The 23,943-nt window shown below is 57.1% G+C and carries 24 protein-coding genes; 15 read left to right on the top strand and 9 right to left on the bottom strand.

Annotated features, from left to right (window positions below):
- Positions 1 to 92: 92 nt before the first annotated feature.
- From EKM04_RS08975 to EKM04_RS08960, 4 genes are all read left to right on the top strand, one after another.
- On the top strand, positions 93 to 3,827 hold the full coding sequence (locus tag EKM04_RS08975) for a peptidoglycan-binding protein (protein WP_183893956.1): 3,735 nt from the start codon (positions 93 to 95) through the stop codon (positions 3,825 to 3,827).
- Between the two features lie 198 nt (positions 3,828 to 4,025).
- Complete coding sequence (locus EKM04_RS08970) at positions 4,026 to 4,952, top strand: sulfite exporter TauE/SafE family protein (RefSeq protein ID WP_174152039.1); 927 nt, start codon at positions 4,026 to 4,028, stop codon at positions 4,950 to 4,952.
- The gene (locus EKM04_RS08965; RefSeq protein WP_183893954.1) at positions 4,949 to 5,770 is read left to right on the top strand and encodes a TIGR02186 family protein; all 822 of its coding nucleotides are present in this window, start codon (positions 4,949 to 4,951) and stop codon (positions 5,768 to 5,770) included. Before EKM04_RS08970 ends, EKM04_RS08965 begins: the two co-directional genes overlap by 4 nt.
- A 70-nt stretch (positions 5,771 to 5,840) precedes the next feature.
- Positions 5,841 to 7,124, top strand: coding sequence for a histidine-type phosphatase (locus EKM04_RS08960; protein ID WP_183893952.1), 1,284 nt, complete (start codon positions 5,841 to 5,843; stop codon positions 7,122 to 7,124).
- 7 nt (positions 7,125 to 7,131) lie between these two features.
- On the opposite strand, the gene pdeM is transcribed toward EKM04_RS08960, so the two are convergent.
- The 5 genes from pdeM to EKM04_RS08935 form a co-directional block, all read right to left on the bottom strand.
- Positions 7,132 to 7,860, bottom strand: a complete 729-nt coding sequence (gene pdeM / locus EKM04_RS08955; RefSeq protein ID WP_183893950.1) for a ligase-associated DNA damage response endonuclease PdeM — start codon at positions 7,858 to 7,860, stop codon at positions 7,132 to 7,134.
- A gap of 142 nt (positions 7,861 to 8,002) precedes the next feature.
- On the bottom strand, positions 8,003 to 10,501 hold the full coding sequence (locus tag EKM04_RS08950) for a ligase-associated DNA damage response DEXH box helicase (RefSeq protein WP_183893948.1): 2,499 nt from the start codon (positions 10,499 to 10,501) through the stop codon (positions 8,003 to 8,005).
- Between the two features lie 60 nt (positions 10,502 to 10,561).
- Complete coding sequence (locus tag EKM04_RS08945; protein ID WP_183893946.1) at positions 10,562 to 11,203, bottom strand: YitT family protein; 642 nt, start codon at positions 11,201 to 11,203, stop codon at positions 10,562 to 10,564.
- A 58-nt stretch (positions 11,204 to 11,261) separates the two neighbouring features.
- Positions 11,262 to 11,873, bottom strand: coding sequence for a YitT family protein (locus tag EKM04_RS08940; RefSeq protein ID WP_174152302.1), 612 nt, complete (start codon positions 11,871 to 11,873; stop codon positions 11,262 to 11,264).
- A gap of 200 nt (positions 11,874 to 12,073) precedes the next feature.
- On the bottom strand, positions 12,074 to 13,015 hold the full coding sequence (locus tag EKM04_RS08935) for a class I SAM-dependent DNA methyltransferase (RefSeq protein ID WP_183893944.1): 942 nt from the start codon (positions 13,013 to 13,015) through the stop codon (positions 12,074 to 12,076).
- A 159-nt stretch (positions 13,016 to 13,174) separates the two neighbouring features.
- Here EKM04_RS08935 and EKM04_RS08930 point away from each other — a divergent pair, with 159 nt between their 5' ends.
- Together EKM04_RS08930 and EKM04_RS08925 are read left to right on the top strand one after the other, a co-directional pair.
- The gene (locus EKM04_RS08930; RefSeq protein ID WP_174152032.1) at positions 13,175 to 13,441 is read left to right on the top strand and encodes a DUF6460 domain-containing protein; all 267 of its coding nucleotides are present in this window, start codon (positions 13,175 to 13,177) and stop codon (positions 13,439 to 13,441) included.
- A complete protein-coding gene (locus EKM04_RS08925) occupies positions 13,441 to 13,938 on the top strand; it encodes a CAP domain-containing protein (RefSeq protein ID WP_183893942.1) in 498 nt (165 codons plus the stop codon). Before EKM04_RS08930 ends, EKM04_RS08925 begins: the two co-directional genes overlap by 1 nt.
- Before the next feature lie 20 nt (positions 13,939 to 13,958).
- Here EKM04_RS08925 and EKM04_RS08920 read toward each other — a convergent pair whose 3' ends face one another.
- Positions 13,959 to 15,047, bottom strand: coding sequence for a quinone-dependent dihydroorotate dehydrogenase (locus tag EKM04_RS08920; protein WP_183893941.1), 1,089 nt, complete (start codon positions 15,045 to 15,047; stop codon positions 13,959 to 13,961).
- A complete protein-coding gene (locus tag EKM04_RS08915; protein WP_174152029.1) occupies positions 15,047 to 15,400 on the bottom strand; it encodes a DUF952 domain-containing protein in 354 nt (117 codons plus the stop codon). The genes EKM04_RS08920 and EKM04_RS08915 overlap by 1 nt, the downstream gene beginning before the upstream one ends.
- A gap of 222 nt (positions 15,401 to 15,622) precedes the next feature.
- On the opposite strand from EKM04_RS08915, the gene EKM04_RS08910 reads away from it, so the two are divergent.
- Positions 15,623 to 16,273, top strand: a complete 651-nt coding sequence (locus EKM04_RS08910; RefSeq protein ID WP_174152028.1) for a response regulator — start codon at positions 15,623 to 15,625, stop codon at positions 16,271 to 16,273.
- Between the two features lie 110 nt (positions 16,274 to 16,383).
- On the top strand, positions 16,384 to 17,049 hold the full coding sequence (locus EKM04_RS08905) for a S24 family peptidase (protein ID WP_183893939.1): 666 nt from the start codon (positions 16,384 to 16,386) through the stop codon (positions 17,047 to 17,049).
- A 7-nt stretch (positions 17,050 to 17,056) separates the two neighbouring features.
- Here the strand turns inward: EKM04_RS08905 and EKM04_RS08900 are convergent, their stop codons facing one another.
- Complete coding sequence (locus tag EKM04_RS08900; RefSeq protein ID WP_183894443.1) at positions 17,057 to 17,818, bottom strand: transporter substrate-binding domain-containing protein; 762 nt, start codon at positions 17,816 to 17,818, stop codon at positions 17,057 to 17,059.
- A gap of 174 nt (positions 17,819 to 17,992) precedes the next feature.
- Between EKM04_RS08900 and EKM04_RS08895 the strand changes: the two genes are divergently transcribed.
- Complete coding sequence (locus tag EKM04_RS08895; protein WP_183893937.1) at positions 17,993 to 19,927, top strand: glycosyltransferase family 2 protein; 1,935 nt, start codon at positions 17,993 to 17,995, stop codon at positions 19,925 to 19,927.
- Positions 19,928 to 19,967: 40 nt separating this feature from the next.
- Here the strand turns inward: EKM04_RS08895 and EKM04_RS08890 are convergent, their stop codons facing one another.
- Positions 19,968 to 20,291, bottom strand: a complete 324-nt coding sequence (locus EKM04_RS08890; protein ID WP_234910872.1) for a BA14K family protein — start codon at positions 20,289 to 20,291, stop codon at positions 19,968 to 19,970.
- On the opposite strand from EKM04_RS08890, the gene EKM04_RS08885 reads away from it, so the two are divergent.
- From EKM04_RS08885 to EKM04_RS08860, 6 genes are all read left to right on the top strand, one after another.
- Positions 20,284 to 20,583, top strand: a complete 300-nt coding sequence (locus EKM04_RS08885; RefSeq protein ID WP_183893935.1) for a hypothetical protein — start codon at positions 20,284 to 20,286, stop codon at positions 20,581 to 20,583. The genes EKM04_RS08890 and EKM04_RS08885 overlap by 8 nt on opposite strands.
- Before the next feature lie 216 nt (positions 20,584 to 20,799).
- On the top strand, positions 20,800 to 21,351 hold the full coding sequence (locus tag EKM04_RS08880) for a peptidase associated/transthyretin-like domain-containing protein (protein WP_183893933.1): 552 nt from the start codon (positions 20,800 to 20,802) through the stop codon (positions 21,349 to 21,351).
- A 79-nt stretch (positions 21,352 to 21,430) separates the two neighbouring features.
- Entirely contained in the window at positions 21,431 to 22,210 is a 780-nt protein-coding gene (locus tag EKM04_RS08875; RefSeq protein WP_183893931.1) for a hypothetical protein, read from the top strand.
- A 345-nt stretch (positions 22,211 to 22,555) separates the two neighbouring features.
- A complete protein-coding gene (locus EKM04_RS08870; protein WP_412762947.1) occupies positions 22,556 to 22,756 on the top strand; it encodes a hypothetical protein in 201 nt (66 codons plus the stop codon).
- Positions 22,746 to 23,216 carry a hypothetical protein gene (locus EKM04_RS08865; RefSeq protein ID WP_234910871.1) on the top strand — a complete coding sequence of 157 codons (471 nt, stop codon included), beginning with the start codon at positions 22,746 to 22,748 and terminating at the stop codon, positions 23,214 to 23,216. Before EKM04_RS08870 ends, EKM04_RS08865 begins: the two co-directional genes overlap by 11 nt.
- Positions 23,217 to 23,219: 3 nt before the next feature.
- Positions 23,220 to 23,879: an SOS response-associated peptidase gene (locus EKM04_RS08860; protein WP_183893927.1), complete on the top strand. Its 660-nt coding sequence runs from the start codon at positions 23,220 to 23,222 to the stop codon at positions 23,877 to 23,879.
- Positions 23,880 to 23,943: the final 64 nt, after the last annotated feature.

Raw genomic sequence — 23,943 nt, 5'->3', positions numbered from 1 at the left:
CTCCGTCACCCGACTATTTAAAAAAACCTCCGTTCCACACCCCATTTTGTGGCCGGGATAGAAAAAAACAGGGCAACGAAGCGAGCAGGAAGATGAACGGATTGCGATCGAATTCCCCTCAGCACAGCGACAGATCGTCTCTGGATGCGCTCAATCGCACCATCGAGGGGCTGGAAGCCCGGATTGACGATCTTCTTGGCGCAACCGCGACCCGCCCTTCATATGATAATCAAACGACGCGCATCGAAAACGAACGGCCGATCCCTCAGTCCCGCCCGACCAGAGAACCGACCTCCAGTCGTTTCGATCCCGTCCATGAAATCCGCCAGCGCCAACAGGCGCTCGATGCCCGTTGGGAGCGCCAGAAAACCGAATCGCCACGCGCGGAGACCGTGCTCGAGCGCGATCTGGACCGCCGTTATGTCGAGCGTGACTACCGCACCTCGACCGCTATTCCTCCGGCACGTCCGCGCCCCACTGCCCGCTTCGAACGCACCGCTCCTGCCCCGCAACCCCCTGCCCCCCAACAAGGCGACGCGGCGCTGCGCGAGGTCGCAGAAGCGCTGGTCAGCCTGCGCCAGGAATTGAAGCACGAGATCACCGAAGGTGTCGCCCGCGAAATGCAGGGCGTGCGCTCTGAACTGCGCAACATCCGGTCGTTTGCCGAAGATCAGCATTTCGCCGAAGACATTCGCGAGGACGTCGCACGTCTGGCTGCCAGCATCGAGCGCATGGGCGCAAGCGCATCGCCAGACGCCGAAGCGCTGCGCAGCGAATTCGAAGAACTGCGTGTCCTGATGGACCAGGTCGCCCGTGAAGACAGCGTGCACCGGATCGAGCGTCGCTGGGAAACGGTCGAGGACACGTTGCGTGGCTTTGATCCTGCGCCGCTCCAGGAAGAAGTCATCGGACTGGCCTATCGTCTGGACGACATCAAGACACAGCTCGCCTCCATGAACGGCAGCGCGCCGGTCCGCGCGCTGGAAGAAAAGCTTCTGACGATTGCCAGCGCTGTCGAGCATCTGGGCAAGCACATCCAGCCCAACGACCGCATGTTCTCCGAGCATTTCTCTGGCCTCGACCAGCGTCTGGACGAAATCAGCCGCGCCATCGCTGCTGCCGGAAACAGACCAGCCCCTGCTTTCGACCCTGCAGTTGCAGAGCGGCTGGAAAACCGTTTGAGCGCACTGTCGTCGCAAATCGATACGCTGAAGGATGTTTCCGAGGCGCAGAACAAGCCATCGGACGCGTTGGGTGCGCGTCTCGATGCGCTGACGACCCGCATTGAAGAGCTTTCGACCGAACGCAGCGTTTCTGAACTTGGTGAGCGGCTGGATCAGCTTTCCAAGATGATGGAGCGCTCGCAACGCCCATCCAGCCAGCCGGAACTGACATCTGCCCTCACAGATATTTCCCGCAAGATCGACGAGCTTGGCGAAGGCGCCGTCAACGACAAGCTGGCTGAACGGCTGGAGAAAATCGCACGCCGGATCGAGGAAATCGAAGCCAGGCCTGCACAGGCGAAGGCTGCGTCTTACGAGACCGCATTCAAGCGTCTGGAAGACCGCCTGAGCGATATTGCCGCCAAACTGGATGAGACGAAAACGCCGGTTGCGAGCGAAGCCGCTGGCATGTCGCCGGAACTCGATCAGCGCATGTCGGCGATCGAAGAGTACATGGCGTCCAGCGATGAGTACATCATCGAAGCGGCCCGCCAAGCGGCCGAAGCCGTTCTGGAAGCGCACACGCGCAACAATCTGGCCCAGACAGCCAGCAGTTCCGACATCGCCATTCTCACCGAACTTGCCAATGATTTGCGCAAGCTTGAAGGCTTGAGCCGCAACACTGAAGAGCGCACGCACCGCACCTTCGAGGCACTGCATGAAACGCTGGTGCAGATTGCCGGTCGTCTCGATAATCTCGACAATCGCAATGCACCGCGCGCTGTCGTTTCTGCCAATGGCGAGAATGACTGGGCGGACTACGATGGTGCGCGCATGCCTGCCGCCAGTTTTCCCGAAGACGGGTTGATCGGCAAGCAGGACCGGGCATCGTTCGAAACCGAAATCTCTCGCCAACTCGACGCCGATATGGCGACGGATACGCTGGTTCCGCCTGAGGCCGCGAAGCCCGTGGCACAGGAAAAGCGCGGCCTGCTGTCCAGCCTGACCAGTCGTTTCAAATCCAGCGCTGCCAAGAGCGACGAGGCTCCACAAGCGCAGGCTCCCGCCCGCACGCAGATTGATCCCACACCCGCGCTGGATCCGGTCGAAACCTTGCAGTCGGACATCGAGACAGAATTGCTGGAGCCAGGCTCCGGTGCGCCTGATATCAAGAAGATTCTCGAACGCGTCCGTGCCAGCCAGACGGCTGCTGCACGCGCAGGCGCAGGCGACACAGACAACCGAGCCGACTTCATTGCCGCCGCCCGTCGTGCAGCCCAGGCCGCTGCGCAGGAAAGCGTTCCCGATAAGGGCCTGTCTTCGCGGGCTCAGCGTGCGACGACCGGTGAAGAGCAGGGCTCTGCCCTGTCACGCTATCGTCGTCCGCTGTTGCTCGGCATTGGTGCCATTCTTCTTGCGATGATGGCAATGCCCGCCATCAAATCGCTGATTGGAAACGAGCCCGCTTCCATCTCAGTGGAACCGACGTCGGTCACGCCCAAAGCCACAGAGCCTACCATTTCTGCCGTACCGGCTGCTCCTGCCGACGTTCGCCCAGCTGTCACCATTCCATCCGACGCCATGATCGATGAGAATGTAAAGGCGGCCGCTGAGCGCATGCAGGTCGGCGCCGACGCCAAGACGGACCAGATCGACCCGCGCCCGATTGGCGGCTCGCCTCTTCCCGAGGAAGCGCCAGCGGTGCAAGCGCCCGCACCAGAACCCGGCGCTGAAATTGCACAGCAAGCCCCTGCCGCGGCGCCGGTTGACGAGGTTCAACAGCAAATCCTGGCAGCAGCCGATACGATTGCAGTGCCATCGGACATCAAACCTGCGTCGCTTTCCGAAGCGGCTGCCAAGGGTGATCGTCAGGCCCTGTTTGAAGTCGGTGCGCGTTACACAGACGGTCGCGGCGTTGCCGCCGATCGTTCTGAAGCTGCAAAGTGGTACAAGCTTTCCGCCGACCGTGGTTTTGCGCCCGCGCAATACCGCCTTGGCAATATGTATGAGAAGGCGAACGGCGTAGAGCGTAACCTTCCTGAGGCGAAGCGCTACTATCAGATGGCGGCAGATCAGGGCAACGCTGGCGCCATGCACAATCTGGCCGTTCTGCTTGCCTCCGATGCTGCCGGTGCTCCGGACTTCAAGGCCGCGGGCGACTGGTTCATCAAGGCATCCAATCTCGGTGTCCGCGATAGCCAGTTCAACCTGGCCATTCTTTACGCACGCGGCAGCGGCGTTCCGCAGAGCCTGGAAGAATCCTACAAGTGGTTTGCTATTGCCGCTCGTGATGGTGATGCCGATGCCGGACAGAAGCGCGACGACGTAGCCAAGGCCATGCGACCGGAACAACTGGCCAGCGCCAAGGCGAAAGTCGAAACCTGGCAGGCAACGCCCATGGACGATGACGCCAACTCGGTGAACCTGCCAGCCGAATGGACAGGCGGCGAAGAGGTCAAGACATCGTCTGTCGATATGCAAAAGGCGATCCGCAACATTCAGGCCATTCTCAACAACAATGGCTTCAAGGCGGGTGAACCGGACGGCAAGCTGGGTCGCGCCACCGTGGCGGCCATCAAGAACTTCCAGAAGTCCGTCGGACAGACGCCGGATGGCCGCATCACCGATGAACTGGTGACCGCGTTGCTGGCCCGCAACAAGTAATTCCGGCCTGTGCCAATCTTTTCAAATTATCAACGTATTTGCCGTTGAATAATTGACAGTCATGCCCTCCACGGGCATGACCGGTAAAGGTCGCAGGTTTTGCTGCCTCCGCCACCCAGACAGATACCGCCTTTCGTGGCAAAGCCCGCCTTCCGGCGGCTTTGTCGTTTTACACGGAACCATGCCCGAGGTCCTGATGTGACTGTCTACCTGCCCATCGCAGAATTATCGGTGAATATCTTCATCATTCTTGGCATGGGCGCCGCTGTGGGTTTTCTGTCCGGCATGTTCGGCGTCGGCGGTGGCTTTCTCATCACTCCGCTTCTCATCTTCTATAACATTCCCCCTGTCGTCGCCGTGGCAACCGGTGCCAACCAGGTGGTCGCCTCTTCCGTTTCAGGCTCCATCAGCCACTTCCGGCGCGGCACTTTGGATATGAAGCTCGGCGGCATGCTGCTGATCGGAGGCCTTTGCGGGGCGACGGTGGGTGTCTGGCTGTTTACGCTTTTGCGCAGCATCGGTCAGCTCGATCTCATCATCTCGCTTCTCTACGTCATTTTGCTGAGTACCGTCGGTGCGCTGATGCTAAAAGAAAGCATCTCGGCCATCCGCCGGTCTGCCCGCAACGAGACAGTGACATTGCGCCGCCCCGGTCACCACAACTGGGTCCATCGCCTGCCGTTGAAGATGCGTTTCAAGAAATCGAAACTCTATCTCAGCGTCATTCCCATCATCGTCCTGGGTTTCGGCATCGGTGTGCTGACATCGGTCATGGGTGTCGGCGGCGGCTTCATCATGGTACCGGCCATGATCTACCTCCTGCGCGTGCCCACCAACGTCGTTGTCGGCACCTCGCTGTTCCAGATCATTTTTGTCACTGCCTACACCACCATCGTCCAGGCGGCGACGAATTTTTCCGTCGATATCGTGCTGGCTTTCATCCTCATGCTGGCCGGCGTGGTCGGGGCGCAATACGGGGTTCGGGTCGGCCAGAAACTGCGTGGCGAGCAGTTGCGTGCATTGCTGGCACTGCTGGTGCTGGCCGTTGGCGTGAGACTTGCGATTTCGCTGGTGTTGAAACCTGAAGATCTGTTTTCCGTGGCTGTCGGAGGGCTGGGCTATTGATCCGCGCCGCCCTTCTTGCTGCCGCCTTCAGCGCGCTGTGCACGCCTGCCTTTGCGCAGACACCGCCGCTGCCGATTTCACCCGATGCCACTGGCCAGGCCCGAACCTTGCAGGAAAACATCGAGATCGGTGCGTCGACGACCGAAATTTCCATCGCCTCTGATTTTCGTGGCGCCGATTTCACCATGTTCGGTGCGCTGAACAATGCCGATCAGCTTTTGCTGGCAATCGGGCAGTATGACATCGTCGTGACGCTGGAAGGCCCCAACGAATATTCCACCGTACGCAAGAAAAGCCGTGTCGCTGGCATCTGGATCAACACCAGCGCGATCACCTTTGCGCCACTGCCGGAATCCTACTCCATGGCCAGTACCCGCAGCATCGACAATATCGCAACGGCGGGAACGCTGAAGGCCATGGGTCTGGGCGTAGACCATCTGCCATTGCGCAGTGCTGTCTTTTCCGGCGTGCCCGACAATGTCTATGATTTCCAGGAAGCCTATCGCCGCCTGAAACTGTCGAGCGGCATCTACCGCAACGATACGACCGGCGTGCGGCTTGAACGAACGGGATTGTTCTGGGCCACGCTTCGTCTACCTGCAAACGTGCCGAACGGCGTCCATACGGCCCGCGCCTATCTCTTCAAGAGCGGTATGCCTGTGGCGCAAAAGGAACTGCGACTGCGCGTGGTGAAGACCGGCATGGAGCAGGCCATCACAGATGCCGCGCATCAGACACCGGTGGTTTATGGCTTTCTGTGCGTGCTGCTGGCAATCGTGACGGGTTGGGGCGCAAGCATCCTGTTCCGCAGGGACTGAATACGGTCACAAAAGGTTCACAAAGCGATCCTATCTGTGGTGTCTCCTTTCACAGGCGCAGGACGACGACATGGACATCAAACGGACTTTGTCTGCCACGTTTCTAATCTGCCTGATGTCTGGCCCTGCGGTTTGCGAGACGCTTGTCAGTGACAAATTTGTCGCCGTGATGCGACACGGGGTGCGCCCGCAGACCAGTAGCAAAGAACTTGCCCGCATGTCGGCAAAGCAGTGGCCGGTGTGGAACACGCCAGATGGGGCGCTGACGTCGCACGGAGCCACAGCAGCGGCGCAACTGGCGAGGTGGGAGCATGGCATGCTGGCCGCCAAGGGGCTAGTCCCAGAGACGGGCTGCCCTGCAAAGGAGAGCGTTTTCTCGTGGGGTAACAGCACCGTCCAGCGCACCATCGACACCGGCAATGTCATTCTTTCGACCATGTTTCCGGGCTGTGGCCTGACGGTTGGCCATGCATCCGGCGATGGCCCGGACCCGCTATATGATGCGTCCGAGACGGCACTCGGTGCCATCGATACAGACACAGCGGAAGCCGCCATTCTGGAAGCGGCGGGCGACAGTCTTGATGCGGCCAAGCAAAAGGCAGCACCGCTGATGAGGGAGATGGATGCGATCCTCGGATGCGATGCAGCCGGTAGCGACTGCTCGTTACAGAACCGGCCGTGGTCCATCGAGGTCAAAAAGGACAAGGGCGACAAGCCAGCAAGCGTCAGCCTGAAAGGACCGCTAGCCGAGGCGGGCACCCTTGCTCAGGTCTTTCTGCTGCAATATGCCAACGGTTTTCCGGCTGATGAGGTGGCCTTCGGCAAAGCATCCGCAGCAGCCGATATCATCCGATTGTCGCAACTGCGGCAGATCAAATATGATCTCAGCAACCGCGTGCCCTATATCGCGCAACGCGATGGTTCGAATTTTCTCAATCAGCTTCTTCTCGCACTGGACAAGACCCCCCCAGCGGGTGGCCCGCCGGACGCGAAGTTCCTGTTGCTTATGGGCAGCGACACCCAGCAGGCCGAGTTGGCAACGCTGCTTGGCATCCACTGGAAAATCCCACCCTATCTCGATGATGAGACGCCGCCGACAGGCGCTCTGACCTTCGAGCGCCTTCACGACGCAGACGGGAAACCCTATGTCCGAATGGGTTTCGTTGCGCCCTCGCTCGACCAGATCCGCAATGCCTCGGTGATTGACGACAAATCGCCCCCGCTTCAGGCTGCGGTAGCCATGCCTGGGTGCGAAGGAGAAGTTAAAGACGGAGCCTGTCCGCTCGATCGTTTCCTGACATTGGCAAAGGTGAAGATCGACAAAAGCGCCGTCGCGCCATACGTCTATCACTGAGACGCTATTATCCCAGAAGATTGGCGAAACGCACCGAGTAAATCCGCTCCCGACCGAGCAGATGCGCAACGAGAGACGTGTGATCGAACAGGCCCTGCATCGCCCTATGCCGCAAATCCAGACCGCCGCTCAAAACGCCGAAGGCAGGCATGAGCATACGCGCGCCATCGGTTGCGAAACACGGACGGCGAACGGATTTGTCGCGGCGACGCACCGTCGCGGCTGGGTGAAGGTGGCCGGCGATTTCACCCACGCAGACACCGGATTTCGGCTCATGCCGGAAGACAAGGTTGCCGTAGACCATCTCGTCGGTCGAGGCGCCCGGCAAATCCACGGTACCATCGGGATCGTGGTTGCCATTGATCCAGATCCACTCGCGACCCTTGGCCATCTCCTTGATGAGATCACGAAGCGGCAACGGCAAATGCGTTGAGCCGATGCGGTCATGGAAATTATCGCCGAGGCTGACGACGATTTTCGGATCGTAGCGGGAGACAAGAGAGGCAAGGATCTTGAGGGTTGCGATCGTGTCGTAGGGCGGTAAAAGCCGTCCACGGCGGGCAAAAGCCGCACCCTTTTCCAAGTGCAGATCAGACACGACCAGCAGGGACAGGTCCGGCAGATAAAGACCTCCCAGCGGATCGCACCAGCCGGCGACACCATTGATGTCCGTTTCAGAGCCCAGGCATTCAAAGCCTGTGGCAAATTTATCGCTCAAGGCAAGTCTGCTCAGCACGTTTCGGTTTTGTCCTTCATCTTCTAAAGCGTGCCTCTGTGAATAGGATTCACTGCGACACGCTTTAGCTCTTGTTTTGTCGCATGTACGTTATCGTTTCATTGAGGACAATGAAACGCGACATGCTTTAGTGGCCGATGCATCATGACATTGCATCCGCAATCAGCTCATCGGCGGCCTCTGCCAGCACGTCATCCATGGCCTGGCCCGGTACCGTCTCACGCCCGATTTCCATCATGACCGGAACGGCCAGCGGCGAGACATGCTCCAAAGCGCAATGGGTAGTGTGTCCCTTGATTCGCCTTAGCATATCGCCAAGACGGCCAATGTCCAAAAGTCCCGATGCGGCATCGCGACGCGTGGCCTCCAGCAGGATGTGGTCGGGCTCATGGCTGCGAAGAACGTCATAAATAAGATCTGCGGACACCGTGACCTGTCGCCCGGTCTTTTCCTTGCCGGGATGACGTCGCTCGATAAGTCCCGCAATGACGGCGCAGTTGCGGAAGGTGCGCTTGAGCATGAAGGATTCGTCCAGCCATGCTTCCAGATCATCACCCAGCATATCCTCGTCCAACAGGTCGGGCAGCGACAGACGGTTCGATTGCAGACGCGAGCCGATATCTTCCAGCGCCCAGATGGCCAGAGAATAATCGGTGGCGACAAAGCCCATGGGTTTCGCCCCTGCCCGCTCCAGCCGCCGTGTCAAAAGCATGCCGAGCGTCTGGTGCGCTAGCCGCCCTTCGAACGGATACATGACCATGAAGAAACGTTTGCGGAACGGGAAGGTCTCGACCAGCAACTCATCGCGTTTGGGTATGATCGACTTCTCTTTCTGGATGGCCAGCCAGTCGCGCACCTGATCCGGCAGGGCGTTCCAACGCGCAGGGTCCGCCAGCATGGAGCGCACTTGGTCTGCCAGATAGGTGGAGAGCGGAAACTTGCCGCCCGCATAGGACGGGATTTTAGGGTCCATGGAAAAGGCCTGGCTGACGAGGCATTCGTTTTCGCGGATGCCTTCAAAGCGCAGCACCTTGCCCGCGAACAGAAATGTATCCCCCTGCACCAATTGTTCGAGAAAATGCTCCTCCACCTTGCCCAGCGACATGCCGCCGCGCCCGACCGTGCCCTTGGCATTACGCTTGACCATGCGGACATTGAGTTCCGCCGCCTCGACGATGGTGCCGAGGTTGAGACGGTACTGCATGGCGACCTGCTGGTTGGAAACGCGCCACAGACCATCCTTCGTCTGGCGAATGCGGGCATAACGCTCATAGGTGCGCAGCGCATAACCGCCGGTCGCCGTAAAATCTACGACGCGGTCGAAGGTTTCGCGGGGCAAGCTGGCATAGGGAGAGGCACTGGTGACTTCGCGGTAAAGCTCATCGGCGTCGAAGGGCTCGGCGCAGGCCATCCCGAGGACGTGTTGCGCCAGAACATCCAGCGCGCCCTCAGCTATCGGTGGCGTATCCTGCGCGCCGACATAGTTCGCATCCAGCGCTGCGCGGCACTCCATGACCTCGAAACGGTTCGCGGGCACCAGAATGGCCTTGGAAGGCTCATCCATACGGTGATTGGACCGGCCTATGCGCTGGGCCAGACGGCTTGCGCCCTTCGGCGCGCCCACATGCACCACGAGATCAACGTCACCCCAGTCGATACCGAGATCGAGTGTTGAGGTGGCGACAACCGCCCGCAGCTTGTTGTCCGCCATGGCCGCTTCGACCTTGCGGCGCTGTCCCGCATCCAGTGAGCCGTGATGCAACGCAATCGGCAGATTGTCGTCGTTGATGGTCCAGAGCTCCTGAAAGATGCGCTCCGCCTGCGAGCGGGTGTTGACGAATATCAGTGTCGTCTTGTGCGATTTTAATGCCGGATAGAGATCCTGCATGGCATATCGCGCCGAATGTCCGGACCATGGAATACGCTCTTCGGTGCCCAAAATGGCGATATCGGGTTTTGCGCCACCATCGACCGTGATGAGACCGGCCGGCGGCTCACCCTTCACCTGCGGACTAAGATAGCGTTGCAAATCCATGGGATCGGCCACCGTGGCGGAAAGACCGATGGTGCGCATGCCGGGTGCATGTTTGCGAATACGGGCGATGGCCAGCGACAGGAGATGGCCGCGCTTGGAGGTGACGAGCGAGTGTAACTCGTCCAGCACCACATATTTCAGGTCCTTGAAAAAGCGCTCGGCTTCCTTGTTGGCAAGTAGCAGCGAGACCTGTTCCGGCGTCGTCAGCAGAATATCCGGTGGTTTCAGCTTCTGGCGCTGGCGTTTGGATTGCGGCGTGTCGCCCGTGCGGGTTTCGACCGAAATGGGCAGACCCATCTCCGTCACCGGCTTCATGAGATTGCGCTCGATATCCACGGCTAGCGCCTTCAGCGGCGAGATATAAAGCGTGTGGACGCCAACGAAGGCAGAGCCCGGTGGCACCTTGCCGCGCCGCGTAAGGTCTGTCAGCGAAGCCATGAAACCGCCCAGCGTCTTTCCCGCTCCAGTCGGTGCAATCAGCAGCATATTTTCGCCAGCTTGGGCGCGGGCCGATAACTCTAACTGGTGGGCGCGCGGGCTCCAGCCCTTCTCGTCGAACCATGTCTGGAACGAGAGAGGCAAGGTTCCGACATTCTGGCCGGTCATGGGAGGCTCTGTGTGTTTCACTCCCCTAAAGTAGGGAAAGCGGACTGAAAAAGAAGGGCCTTACATCGCGATATAGCGGTCGTTTCGGTGATTAACGGCGATGACGAGGTTCATGATCAACGCGCCGAGGATGGAACACAGGATGATGAACGGCGTTGCGACGAAGAACGCGCAGAAGAGCACCGTACAATCGAATGCCATCTGCGCCAGCCCGGCACGAATGCCAAACCGATCCTGCAGATAGAGCGCCAGAATTCCAAAGCCTCCGAGGCTGGCACGGTGGCGAAACAGCGCCAGCATGCCTGCCGCCACGGTCAAGCCGCCAAACAGAGCCGCGATGACGGGGTTGACGTTTTGTAGCACGATCAGATGCGGAAGATATTCCGACAGGACCGATGTCAGCGCCACGGCACAGAAGGTCTTTATGGTGAAGGCAAGGCCAAGGCGACGAAACGCGATATAGTAAAATGGTAGATTGACAAGGAAGAAGAGAAGACCGAAGCTGACGCCCGTTGCATAATGCAACAGGAAAGCCACACCCACCACACCGCCGGTCAAAAGGCCACCGCCGGATAAGAGTACGACGCCGAGCGAGACGAGCATGCTGCCAGCAATGACGGCCTGCGCGTCTTCGACGACAGAGTGCTTATCCGAGGTGGATGCCCAAAACCGGTTGCGCTTGCGCTCTGCTACATCGCTCATCATCGTTCCCACATTGCGTCTCTCCTCCTTGCGCCGCATGGAGAGAAATTTCAAGCGTTCAGCGCACGACGATGTAACGATCCGAGCGATGGTTGATCGCAAGGAAGAGGTTGAGCACAAAAGCACCGACGATGGAGTACAGCACCGTCTCAGGGTTGATGACCGCAAAAGCGGCAATCATCACGCAGCTGTCGAAGGCAAGCTGAATGAGACCTGCGCGGATGCCGAAACGATCCTGAATGTAAATCGCCAGAATGCCGATGCCGCCAAGACTGGCGCGGTGGCGGTACAGTGCCAGAAGCCCGTAACCCAGGAGAAGCCCGCCAAGCAAAGCGGCCCAGAGCGGATTGATGCTTTCCACCACCATCCAGCGGCTTTCCAGTTCCGTCAGTACCGACACGAGGCCGATGGCGATGAAGGTCTTGAGTGAAAAGGCGAGGCCAAGACGGCGGAAGGACAGATAATAGAACGGCAGATTGACGAGGAAGAACAGCAGGCCGAAGCTGATGCCGAAGGCATAGTGAATGAGAAATGCGACGCCTGCCGTTCCGCCGGTGAGCAGGCCGACCCTGGCAAGAAGATAGAAGCCAAGCGCCGATACGATGCTGCCTGTGACGATCCCTTGGATGTCTTCCAGCGGCGCATGCTTTGCGGGATCGGCGCTCCACATGCCATAAACGCTTCTCGTGAATGCCATGCGCGTTACCCCGGAATGAAACTGTCTGTGCTGTCTGAAACTGCTTTGCCGTGTCACCTTATTGCAGGTGAGACCAGCCGGATATGCTGCATTTTGCACCGCAACAGGCTGCGTTTCAATGTGGATATGTAAGCAGGGCTGACCTATCGATAAAAAGGCAAGAAACGAAAAGATCAGGCGGCTTTTCTGGCAAGAAACAGAATGCCGGAAAGGGGTTTTCCGGCGTCCTTGCGAATGGTGGTTTTTCGGGATTCCAGCATTTGAAAACCGGATACGCTCAACAAACTTGTGATGTAGCGCTCAGAATGGGCATAGCGCAGCGAAGGCTGGAGAACGAAGCCCTCGTCGTTGCCCGCGTCCTCCACTGAAAAGGCGAATGTTCCGCCCGGTGCCAAGAGCGCGAGAACCAGTGGCATAACCGTTTCCAGACTGCCGAGATACATCATCACATCCGCCGCCGCGACCAGATCGGCGCGGTGACGGGCAAGATCGCCGGCAAACAGGCCGGACGCTTCGGCGGAAAGGGAAAGATCAGTCTGTGCCAAATGGTGGTAAATCGCTTTTTCTTCGGCTTTTGCCAGCATGTTCGTGGAAATGTCGAAGCCCTCGAGGCGGTGCGTCCAATCGACGATTTCCAGACCGAGCAGGCCGGTACCACACCCGATGTCGACAACGCAGTTAAAACCCGCCGAAGGTTTTGCCATTTCGATCAGCGCGGCCAGTTTTTGCGGGACGCTATAGTCCAGCTTTTTCACGAGTGAGGTTTCGAAACGGTCGGCGTAATCATCAAACAGACCCTCGATATAGGCGCTCGGCGGCTGTTCGGGCGTCTCGGCGGCTCCCAGCACGGCCAGTTTCAGGGGAGCTGCGAAAATTCCCTCGACGTCCAATGTGTCGACGGTTTCATAGGCCGCGATAGCCTTTTCGGTCAGTCCTGCCTTCTCGCAATAGTCTCCCAGCTGCACCCAACCGGCGGCCCATGACGGGGTAAGCTCCAGCGCCTGCTCCATCAATTCTGCAGCGGCGGCGTGATCTGCGCTTTCCGCCAGCATGCGGGCATAATCGGCGCGCCGGTCTGCAATCGCATCACCGGACGAAAACTGGTGTGGGGCCATCCGCACTTTCCTGAAAGAGGTAGGTTGTCTTTCATCAAGCCATAAAAAAACTCAAGTCCTATTTCATGGCAGCGACAAACGGCGCGCCCAGAACGCGTCATAACTTGCATCGACGCGCCTGGCTTCATATGTCCTGGCTGAAATTGAGGAGATTTGCTGATGGCCGGTGGGGTCGATAAGGTGCTGGGTGATAGCGTGGCGCGGACAATCGTCAAATTGCTCGTCGTGTCCCTGATCGTTGGGTTCGTCATGGCTGTGTTTGGCCTGACACCTTGGAACATCATTTATGGCGTTCGGGATTTCATACTCGATATCTGGCACAGCGGCTTCCGCGCCTTGGGCAGTATTGGAGACTACCTGCTGGCGGGTGCCATCATCGTCGTGCCAGTCTTCATCATCCTTCGCCTTTTGAGCTTCCGCCGCTGATGACCCAACAGTCCTTGTTCACCTTTTCACGGCGCGGCTTCGTGCTGGCTTCGGCTGGTGCCGCCCTTTCCGCCTGCGTCTCGGCGCCCACCAACAAAGGCATCGCCTCCGGTACGCGAGACGAGACTGCTTCAGCGCTTCCCATGGTCAACGAGCTTCGTCGTTCCAGAGGGCTTTCCACGCTCTCAGCCAACAGCGCCGCGCAACAGGCCGCCGCCTACCAGGCAAACCGCATGGTCAAAGCCCAGAAGATGGCGCATCTCATCGGCCTGACGGACAGCTTTCTCATTCGCATGAAGGACGGAGGCGTTCCCCTCCCCGCCGCCGAAAATGTAGCTGCAGGACAGGATACGGTCGAGCGCGTGGTGAAGGCCTGGATCAGCTCTCCGCACCATCTGGAAAACATGCTGGGCAACTATGGCGGCCTGGGAGTGGCGGTTGCCTATGATGCGAGCGCGAAGAACAGGCCGTATTGGGCCATGGTGCTGTGTCGGTAATTGCTTCGCCGTGGCGCGGACTAAAGCGTCCGCTCCGCCCATTTTTCCATTGTGGTATCGCGCAGGTCGCGGATATTGCCGACCTGCTCTTTCGCCACGAGCGTTGACAGGCCGCGCACGATTTTACCCGGCAGAGCTGGCCCCTCATACACCATGCAGGAATATAGCTGCACAAGGTCTGCACCTGCGCGGATTTTTTCCAGTGCGGTTTCAGCCGATGAAACGCCGCCAACGCCGATGATGGGCATGGCGGGGCCCACGCGCCTGCGCATCTTGGCCAGAACCGTGGTGGACAGATCAAACAGCGGCTTACCGGAAAGACCACCGGTTTCACCGTTGTTCTGGCCGGGTGTGAGGCCTGTACGGGAGAGCGTTGTATTCGAGACGATCAGACCATCGAGATTATGCGCCAAGGCTTCCGCGGCGATATCGTCAAGCCCTTCCTCGGTCAGATCAGGCGCAATTTTCAGGAAGACCGGGATGGACCTGTTGAGCTTTTGCGCCTCGGTATCGCGTGTTTCCAGTACCGCTTTCAAAAGAGCCGACAGACCTTCACGGGCCTGTAAATCACGCAGGCCCGGCGTGTTGGGCGAGGAAATGTTGGCGGTGAAGTAGGACGCGACAGACGCGAAGGTCTCGATGCCCTTCACATAATCTGAAATCCGATCTTCGCTGTCCTTATTGGCTCCGATATTGACACCGACGATGCCGCGAAGCCCCGCTGCGATGAGACGCGCAAGTGCCGCGGCATGCCCCTCATTGTTGAAACCCAGACGGTTGATGACGGCATCGTTTTCCACCAGACGGAAAATCCGCGGCTTGGGATTGCCCGATTGAGCTCGTGGGGTCACGGTCCCGATTTCGGTAAAACCAAACCCCAGCTTCAAGAGGGGACCCGGCACTTCCGCGTTCTTGTCATAGCCCGCCGCCATGCCGAGCGGGTTGGGAAACACAAGGCCCGCGACGGTCTGCTGCAGGCGCGGATCATGCGGGACGTGGCAGGTGGGAATAAAGCCTGAGCGCAACGCGGTAATCGACATGCCATGCGCCACTTCCGGGTCCATCAGGAAGAGGCCGCGCCGACCAATCGAGGAAAAAATTCCGCTCATCATGCAATCTCCGGAAACTGGTGTGCACCGTCATCATCCAGCGTCAGCGGCGTTTCCCACAAAACCGCACTCAATGGCAATGAAGCGTAAAGATGCGGAAAAAGGTCGCCGCCACGAGAGGTTTCAAACACCAGCTTCTCGCCCAAGGCGGTACCGTCCACGGCGACCAGCAGAAGATCATTCTGACCGGTGAAATGCTTCAGCGCAGTTTCCTTGACCTGGGCTGCGGTGGAAAAATGGATGTAACCATCCTGGAGATCAATCTCGGCACCTTCGAAAACACCCTTTTCTTGCGCCTCTCGCCACAGGGCGCTCGGTACGATCTTGTAAAGGACGGGGGGCGTTTCACTCATGTGGCGTCTCCTTCATATATGGGCGGTTTGCCGCAAATGCTCTTTGTTGTCCACCGCCTCACGCAGATTTTTGCGCATACACAGGGTGGCGCGAGCCTTTGCTAGCATCAAGCGCTTGTGTTGTGGCGACATTTACGCAATCCTCGGTTTGTGGGACTTGACGCTTGATCGCGCTCCTCAAGAATGATGCGCGCATGAAATGCTCTTGGGAGGGGGCGCGGCATGTTACAGATGACCATCATAATCGTGGACGACCATCCTCTGTTTCGCGGCGCGTTGCGCCAGGCGGTTTCGGGGCTGGATGGCGGCCACGCCATTATCGAGGCTGGCGATTTCGAAGCGGCAAAAATGGCCGCCGCAGATCAGCCGGATGCCGATCTCATGCTGCTCGACCTTGCCATGCCGGGCGTCAGCGGGTTTTCCGGGCTGATGGCGTTAAGGGCCGAGTTTTCCAGCCTGCCCATTGTCATCGTATCGGCTAGCGATGATCCAGCGACCATGCGCCGTGCCATAGAACTCGGGGCCTCCGGTTTCATTTCCAAATCCTCAGGCATTGAGGACCTGCGCGCAGGTATTCGGGCGGTGCTGGAGGGGGATGTCTGGATACCGGCGTCCTGTCAGGCCGGGCAGGATCACGACCCGGACATGGCCGACCTCATCAATCGGCTCCGCACTTTGACACCACAGCAAAATCGTGTGCTGGGCATGCTGGGCGAAGGCTTGCTCAACAAGCAAATTGCCTATGAGCTCAGCGTTTCGGAAGCCACGGTCAAGGCGCATGTCTCGGCGATATTGTTAAAACTGAAAGTCGATAGCCGCACACAGGCCGTGATTCAGCTTTCAAAGATCAATATGTCGACTTTGGTTGCATAAAGACAAGGATTTTATTCCTTTAATACTTTACTCCGAAGGCATAATTGGCTAGGTTTCGCGTTATATTGAAGCGAGCCGCGTGACGACGCCGCTCCACCCGGGCCCTGAACATGCTGTCACACGATGATATCTGGAGTGCAATCGATACGCTTGCCGATCGGAACCAGCTTTCGCCGTCCGGCTTGGCACGCAAAGCGGGGCTGGATCCGACGTCGTTCAACAAATCCAAGCGGGTCGGTCCAGACGGACGCCAGCGTTGGCCCTCCACTGAATCCATCTCAAAAGTTCTGGACGCCACCGGTGCGACGATCGATCAGTTCTTTGGCTATGCCATGGGGCACTCGAACAAAAATGCATTGCCGGATGGAAATCTTCCGTCCCAGACGGGCGCCATTCCCCTTATCGGTTTCGCACAGGCCGGCTCAGGCGGATTTTTCGATGACGGTGGCTTTCCCGCAGGCCAAGGCTGGGACGTGGTGGACTTTCCCGCCTCCCCCGCCAACAAGGCCGGAGCCTATGCCTTGGAAGTGCAAGGCGACAGCATGATGCCGCTGTACCGCGATGGCGATGTGCTGATCGTAGAACCGGGCGCGCAGATGCGGCGCGGCGACCGCGTGGTGGTGAAAAGCCGGGATGGCGAGGTCATGGCCAAAGTCCTAGCTCGTCAGACGGCCAAGACTATCGAGCTTTTGTCGCTCAATCCGGAACATCCCAATCGCAGCTTCGACCTCAAAGAGGTGGAATGGATGGCGCGGATCATCTGGGCCAGCCAGTAGCACCTGATCAAAACATGCCGTAAGGAAAATAGCGGCGATAGATTTCTTCCAGCCGCCCGTTGCGCGAGAGTGCAGCAAGGGCCTGATCGAAAGCGGGAACCAGTTTGTTTTCCGGATCGACCGTCATAATAGACAGGCCTTCGCCTAAAAAGCGGTCCGACATATAGGGACCATCGAACATGGTGCAGCACCCATTCGATGCCGTACCTGCAACCCAGAAAGGCAGCCGCAAACCGTCGGCAAAGACGCCGTCGATCTTGCCGGATTTCAGTGCCTCGTACATCGGCTCATAGCCATCGAAGCCGGTGACCTGAACGGCGGGAAAAAATGCCTTCAGCATGGCCTCATGCCGGGAATTACTGACGACGCCGACCTTTTTTCCTGAGAGTGCGTCGGCCGCTTGACCTTCGAGCCTAGCCGCCTTGTTAACCGCAAAGCGTGCGGGTAAAAGCGTGTAGGGCCTGGTAAAGCTGAAGCTTTTTCGTAGATCCGCGCTCGAGGCGATGCCCGACATCACGGCCTCCCCCTCGCCCATTTCGACCGCCGCTTCCAATTCATCGAACGGCAGCGCCTGTACCTGGCATTTATTTTCTATCTTAAGTTGCGCGCATATTTCGCGGGCCAGATCGACATGAAACCCCACCAGACGCCCGTCCTGATCCGTGAAATTGAAGGGTGGAAAATCCACCGACATCAAGAACCGAACACGCGAGACCGTCGATAAATCCGCGCCCGGCATGCGTTCCTGCGCATCGAACAGCACCGGCAGGCGCCCGGTTTGTACCAACTCCTGCGCTCTGGGCTGAGCAGGCAATGAAAAAATTACCACGCCGATCAATAAAGAAAAAATACTACTGAATTTCAGGGGTGCAACTGAAAGGCGCATGTATATCATCCAAACTGGCATTGTTGGGGCGCCACCGGTTACGGTGGCTGAATGTGTATGTCGCGTTTTGAAGAGTATACACAAGTCTCGCAAAACGCGATGCTGGTGCAGGGCGAAATTCTTGCCTTCGATCCCTTATATGATGATCCCTTCACGCTTCACGGCAAAGCCGCGCCAGAGCGCGACGATGTTGCCTTTCTCAAATCGCTTGGGCTCGGAAAACCCCATATTGACCGTTACACCGCAAAAGCCGCATGCAACGGGTCCACATTCGAGACGGAATTGCTGGCAGACGGACTGGTGACGGAAGACGCCTATTTCGGTGCCTTCGCCCGCTTTCTGCGGCTCCCTTTCCATGCCGACCTGGATGCCGCCATCGTTGTGGACACTCCGTCACTCGACATTCAGCTTATCGACACGCGCATGGTGCGCCTTTCGCCCGCTGACGCCAAACCCTATATCGCAGTTACGCCTGACCTGGAGAGCATTGAGCGACTGAAGACAGCGCTCGAAAACAACCCGACGGTCACTGCAGGTCTTGTCGTGACGACACCATCTGCCCTTCGAAAAGCGGTGTGGAGGGCGGGCGAGGAACGGCGAACCCGGCAGACCATAAACTCACTGTTCGAGACCGCGCCTCTCTATTCGGCGCGCATCACTCTGCACGGGAAACAGGGCTTTCTACTGGGTATCTGCGCGGCGCTTCTATTCGGATCGATGCTTTTGGCGCCAACACCGACATTTCAGCTTTTACACATCGTGACGGCCGGGCTCTACATGGCCGCCATACTCTTTCGCGCAACCCCCGCCGAGGAAACCTCTGGACGAAATCTTGCTCTTCTCGATCAGACAACCGATGAGCAGCTGCCAGTTTACACCATTCTCGTGGCACTTTACCGTGAAGAAGCGGTCGTAGAACAACTCATCAACGCGCTTGATCGGCTAGACTGGCCGAAATCCTGTCTCGACATCAAGCTCGTCTGCGAAGACGACGATGCCACGACCATTGATGCAATTACCCGACTAAGCCCCGGTTACCACATCGAAATTGTTCACGTACCGCCCTCATTGCCACGTACAAAACCAAAAGCGCTGACCTATGCCCTTGCTGGCGCGCGCGGAGAATTTATCGCCATTTATGATGCAGAAGATCGACCTCACCCCAAACAGTTGCGCGAAGCCTATACTCGCTTTCGCACTGGATCAGATCAGCTCGCATGCCTGCAGGCACCGCTCATTATCAGCAACGCCAGTGCCTCTTGGATCACCGCCTCTTTCTCGCTGGAATACTCCGCTCTGTTCCGGCGCATGTTGCCCATGTTAGCACGCATGAAGATGCCGCTTCCGCTTGGTGGAACATCAAATCATTTTCGCGCCTCGGTTCTTCGCAAGGTTGGCGCATGGGATCCATACAATGTTACTGAGGATGCCGATCTTGGGCTTCGGCTTCACCGATTGGGCTACCAGTCCGACGTCATCAAATACCAGACACTTGAAGACGCACCGACCGACATTTCCGTGTGGCTGAGCCAGCGCAGCCGGTGGTTCAAAGGGTGGCTGCAAAGCTGGCTTGTTATGATGCGATCGCCCTCGGCAATCTCTCGCGAAATGGGATGGAAGGCCTATCTGGTGTTCCACCTCCTGATCGGGGGCATGCTGTTGTCCTCATTGACCCATCCGATGTTCATTCTCTACATCTTCTACATCGCACGACTGGTCTGGGTTGACGGAATATCAGCGCTTGCGCCTTTGCAGATCTTTCTTTTCATCGTTGATATCGTCAACATCGCCGCCAGTTATACGGTGTTCATCCTCATGGGAACGAAGGCGATGATTGCCCATGAGCGTAAGCTGATTGGCAAACGCTGGCTTTACACTCCTGTGTACTGGCTTATGCTCTCTGTGGCGGCGTGGCGTGCTGTTTATGAATTGCGATACAAGCCCTTTGTCTGGAACAAGACACCGCACAAGCCCACTTCAAGAAAAAAATGAAAATATATACTTCAATGTATTATAAATTATTCTAAATTAATCAGTATGGCGACTGGCAAGCTACGCGAACACCGTTTTCGGCTTGGAATGTGTTGTCAGTTGCATGGTAAGACACGTAGGTTTTTGCGCACCATTTTACGTGGTTTATCTCATGCTCGGAAAGCATCAGGCCGGTGGAGCCCGCATTGCCAGCCGCACCACCTGTAAAGGCAATGGGAGAGTTGCCATAGACTGTTGCCTGAGATTCAGCCTGATTCTCATAGGCCGGCCCTATCAAGCTGAGCGCGCTGGCAGGTGAGACGAAGCCAGTCGCCAAACCCGAGCTTAATGCAAATGCAGAAATGATTTTTACCATCTTGACCATTGGTAATTCCTTTTCTTTTCAGGAAACCAACGTGGGTCTAATGGATTTTGTTCCAGCCAACGGAAGATTAGCAGAAGTAGATCGTGTAAAGGCGAAAGTGGCGACGTTAATTTTTAAACCGTCTGCCGACAAGATGCGGCCTCAAAGCAACAAAAATAACGACAGCAAGCTCGATATTGGAGCAACGGCCGCGCGTGAACAGTCGGTACCCGCATATCCAAAAATTCGGCAGGGTCGAAGGCTGGAGCGGGTGAAGGGAATCGAACCCTCGTATTCAGCTTGGGAAGCTTGATCTATCGCCTATAGATCAACGCCTTGAGTGTAAAACTCACTCAAATCGGCACGAAATTCCATAATGTTTTCAATAGCGCTGTAAAACTTTTGGGGGACGGTATCGGAAGACCGATCACTGCAATCCTCCCAGATAAATTACGGGCGATTTAGCGCGTAACTACGACGCGATTTCGGGACTCTGCGTCGCGACTACGTGTCATGTCGGGATGGCGAGTTGGCTGCTGTCGCCGGATTGCAACATGCCCCGCGCTCTGGCATTTTGTACTTTCAAGATCGGGGGGTACTTATGAAATTCAGGTCCATAATGGTAGCGACGATCGTTGTCGCTCTTTCCGCATGCGTTCAGTCCGTTACGGTGAAAACGCCATTCAATCCTTCAGAGCATGAGTTTGCTGCAAAGCCTGGCAAGGCGACTGTAAGCGCGCAGGCTTTCATGCGGCGCAATGATGGAATGGTCGTCTACGCTGCCGGAAGTCAGGCCTTGCTGCTACCTGCCTCAAGCTATGTGCGCGAATTGTATGACACCAGTCAGAAGGTTTACGGCGCTCCGCCCGTGACAAATCTTGACGTAAGGCTGAAAAATTACACGAAAGTTGCCCAGGCTAACGGTGAAGGGCGTTTCTCCTTTCAAGGGGTTCCGGATGGCGAATATCTTCTCGTTACGAACGTCAACTGGCGCGCCGGAGACAGCACGCAAGGCGGTGACCTGACAAAGTTTGTTACTGTCAGCAACGGGCAGAACCTCGATGTGATCCTAACGCGATAAGAACAGAAATAGAGGTAGCTGCAACAAGCCTCAGAAATGACGAAGGCGGGTAGCTTCAAAGAAAGCGCGGCAAACCAAAATGGCTGATTTATGCAAATTATGTGGTGAAGAAAAAAAACTAATCAAATCGCACGTGATACCCAAAGCCTTCTTTCCAAACTCTGCAACCACCAAATTATTGTCGTCGGACAAGTTCCAATTTCCGAGGAAGGCTCCAATTGGCGTTTACGATGAAGGAATACTGTGTGCAGCCTGCGATTCGAACCTAGGCATCTTCGATCAAGCAGCAGCTGAGCAGCTTCTGACAAAGGTAGGGCACGTACCACCTGAAACGGATGGCTTAGCACGCGTTTACCATGTGACAGATACGGAGTTGATCCGGCGATTTGTTATTTCTGTTGCTTGGCGCGCGCATCATAGCACCCACGCTATGTTCCGCTCCGTCCACTTGGGTCCATACGAGACACTTTTTAAACACGAAGTTTTAGAGCCAACCACCCAACGCACTTCAGTTTGCGTTACCGAGTTCGACAACCGCAATGTTCCATTCTTATCTCCTGCAGTTGACCGCTTCGAGAATGTGCGATTTCTACGGATATACGCAGCCAGATTCTTATTTCTTGTCAAAGTAGACAAGCAGCGCATGCCGTCTGATTTCGAGAACCTTGATATAGCGCACCGTGATAGAGACTTTATTGGATCCGTCGTCCAGTCATGGAGGGGCTCTGGTGAGGAGTTAGCGATGCGCGAAATGGTTACGTTAACACCACAGAATATTTCTCAAGTGCATAAATGGCGCAAAACTTTCGCCGGCGCGAAGGATCCAGTTTCGGTTTTTCGGATAGCAGCAATGAGCTGATCAAACTCTCGAAGCACCCATTTTAGCAGGCGCAGCGTCCGACTGGGCAATCGTAATTATCAGCAAGAAAAGGTGCGGACGGCGGGACTTGGACCAACTCCAAGAAGTGCTGGAAACCAGCGTTCTTGAGGGTTATTTCCGCTTCAAGTGGCACTCTGTGTATCGCTCTATGTGGCACACAGCGCCTTCGACCCTCATCATGATCAGCATCAAATACCAGTTCATATCACGCAAGTCTTGACTCAAGCAGCGATGAGAACATAAATAGAACATCGCTGGCACGGGTGCGCGTGCTTTCCGAAAATACATTGCGGCATTGGGCTCTGAAATATGGAGAGTGAGAACGTGCGTCCTGAATTTGAAAAAGCCCCGGTCGATGTGGCGGATTACATTTTGCAATGCCACGAGGGGGATGCGAAAGCCGCTATCGAGGCGATGCAGGAAGAGATCGAACACCTGCAACACCAGTTGAGCTTGGCTGTGGTGGCAATGGGACGGGGCTTTACGCGGGGGTGGGTACCGAGCGAGGGGCGTGATGGCCTATGACCATCTGCCGAAGCTATCGTCTAAAAAGGACGATCTGATTTACGTCATGTGCATCGATTGCGAGCTATTGCGTAAAATGGATTATGCCGCATTGATGGAGGTCTACGGCGATGTCGAGTTGATGTCCCTCAGAGCGCCGATCGCAAAAGACATCATCAAATGCTGCAGGGAAACAGAAGGCTACAGCAACAGGTGTCGGCTCAACTATTATGAGGGACACGAGACTTATAAGATCAAGTCTGAGCCACCGCCCTCCCCCAGGCTCGAATATCTTTCCAGTTGGGAAATCGTCGTCGGCAAATGCCGCTATTGCGGACACGTTTCTAATTTGGAACGTTGGCGCGTCAGCAAGGTTACAAAGCCTGGAATGACTTTAGACGACCTGAAAAAGCTTCTTCGGTGCAAAAAGTGCAATCGCAAGGGTGATGTCGAATTGACCCTCGCCAAACTTCCGAGGTGACGCATGTGTAATCTGTACCAGGTCCGCACCAATCAGGAGGCGATGCGCGACATCGCCGGCATGATGAATGAGCGGATCAACCTTCAACCTGACATCGAGGTCTATCCGGATCGCCCTGCCCCTGTTGTGCGAAACAAGGATGGCGCACGCGATCTGGCAGAGTTGACGTGGGGCATGCCGACGCCGCCCAACATTCTTGGTGACAAACCAGACACCGGCGTCACGAACATCCGCAACGTCACATCGCCACACTGGCGCCGGTGGCTGAAGGTGGAAAACCGCTGCATCGTGCCTTGGACGCGCTTCTGCGAATGGGAGGACACAAAGCCGCGCAAGACAAAGCGGTGGTTCGTGATTGATGATAGCGAGCCCTTGGCTTTCTTCGCCGGCGTCTGGACGGATTGGACTGGCACCAGAGGCTCGATGAAAAACCCACGCCATGGGCAACACGAGTTGTTCGCCTTCCTCACCACAGACCCAAACGAAGTGGTGAAGCCAATCCACCCAAAAGCCATGCCGGTCGTGTTGACAACGAAGGAGGAAGTCGAGGTGTGGATGAGTGCGCCATGGGACGAGGCGAAAGAGCTTCAACGCCCTCTTGCCGATGACAAGCTGATTGTGGTGTCGGCGGAAGAACCCGAGCCACAAGGATCGCTGCTGTGAGCGACACAAGCGTAACCGGCGATGGCGTCCATGAGAACCACTACTGCTGTTTGCCGAACTGCAA

Source organism: Rhizobium skierniewicense Ch11 (genome assembly GCF_023757665.1).
Classification (GTDB): domain Bacteria; phylum Pseudomonadota; class Alphaproteobacteria; order Rhizobiales; family Rhizobiaceae; genus Agrobacterium; species Agrobacterium skierniewicense.
Note: the sequence above shows the minus strand (reverse complement) of the source record. Positions and strands in the feature narration are given on the sequence as shown.

Excerpts from the sequence above, each read along its gene's own strand:
- EKM04_RS08975 (WP_183893956.1), top strand. The coding sequence starts at position 93 with ATGAACGGATTGCGATCGAATTCCCCTCAGCACAGCGACAGATCGTCT.
- EKM04_RS08960 (WP_183893952.1), top strand. The coding sequence starts at position 5,841 with ATGGACATCAAACGGACTTTGTCTGCCACGTTTCTAATCTGCCTGATG.
- EKM04_RS08950 (WP_183893948.1), bottom strand. The coding sequence starts at position 10,501 with ATGACCGGCCAGAATGTCGGAACCTTGCCTCTCTCGTTCCAGACATGG.
- EKM04_RS08945 (WP_183893946.1), bottom strand. The coding sequence starts at position 11,203 with ATGAGCGATGTAGCAGAGCGCAAGCGCAACCGGTTTTGGGCATCCACC.
- EKM04_RS08940 (WP_174152302.1), bottom strand. The coding sequence starts at position 11,873 with ATGTGGAGCGCCGATCCCGCAAAGCATGCGCCGCTGGAAGACATCCAA.
- EKM04_RS08935 (WP_183893944.1), bottom strand. The coding sequence starts at position 13,015 with ATGGCCCCACACCAGTTTTCGTCCGGTGATGCGATTGCAGACCGGCGC.
- EKM04_RS08930 (WP_174152032.1), top strand. The coding sequence starts at position 13,175 with ATGGCCGGTGGGGTCGATAAGGTGCTGGGTGATAGCGTGGCGCGGACA.
- EKM04_RS08925 (WP_183893942.1), top strand. The coding sequence starts at position 13,441 with ATGACCCAACAGTCCTTGTTCACCTTTTCACGGCGCGGCTTCGTGCTG.
- EKM04_RS08920 (WP_183893941.1), bottom strand. The coding sequence starts at position 15,047 with ATGAGCGGAATTTTTTCCTCGATTGGTCGGCGCGGCCTCTTCCTGATG.
- EKM04_RS08915 (WP_174152029.1), bottom strand. The coding sequence starts at position 15,400 with ATGAGTGAAACGCCCCCCGTCCTTTACAAGATCGTACCGAGCGCCCTG.
- EKM04_RS08910 (WP_174152028.1), top strand. The coding sequence starts at position 15,623 with ATGTTACAGATGACCATCATAATCGTGGACGACCATCCTCTGTTTCGC.
- EKM04_RS08905 (WP_183893939.1), top strand. The coding sequence starts at position 16,384 with ATGCTGTCACACGATGATATCTGGAGTGCAATCGATACGCTTGCCGAT.
- EKM04_RS08895 (WP_183893937.1), top strand. The coding sequence starts at position 17,993 with ATGTCGCGTTTTGAAGAGTATACACAAGTCTCGCAAAACGCGATGCTG.
- EKM04_RS08890 (WP_234910872.1), bottom strand. The coding sequence starts at position 20,291 with ATGGTCAAGATGGTAAAAATCATTTCTGCATTTGCATTAAGCTCGGGT.
- EKM04_RS08875 (WP_183893931.1), top strand. The coding sequence starts at position 21,431 with ATGGCTGATTTATGCAAATTATGTGGTGAAGAAAAAAAACTAATCAAA.
- EKM04_RS08865 (WP_234910871.1), top strand. The coding sequence starts at position 22,746 with ATGGCCTATGACCATCTGCCGAAGCTATCGTCTAAAAAGGACGATCTG.
- EKM04_RS08860 (WP_183893927.1), top strand. The coding sequence starts at position 23,220 with ATGTGTAATCTGTACCAGGTCCGCACCAATCAGGAGGCGATGCGCGAC.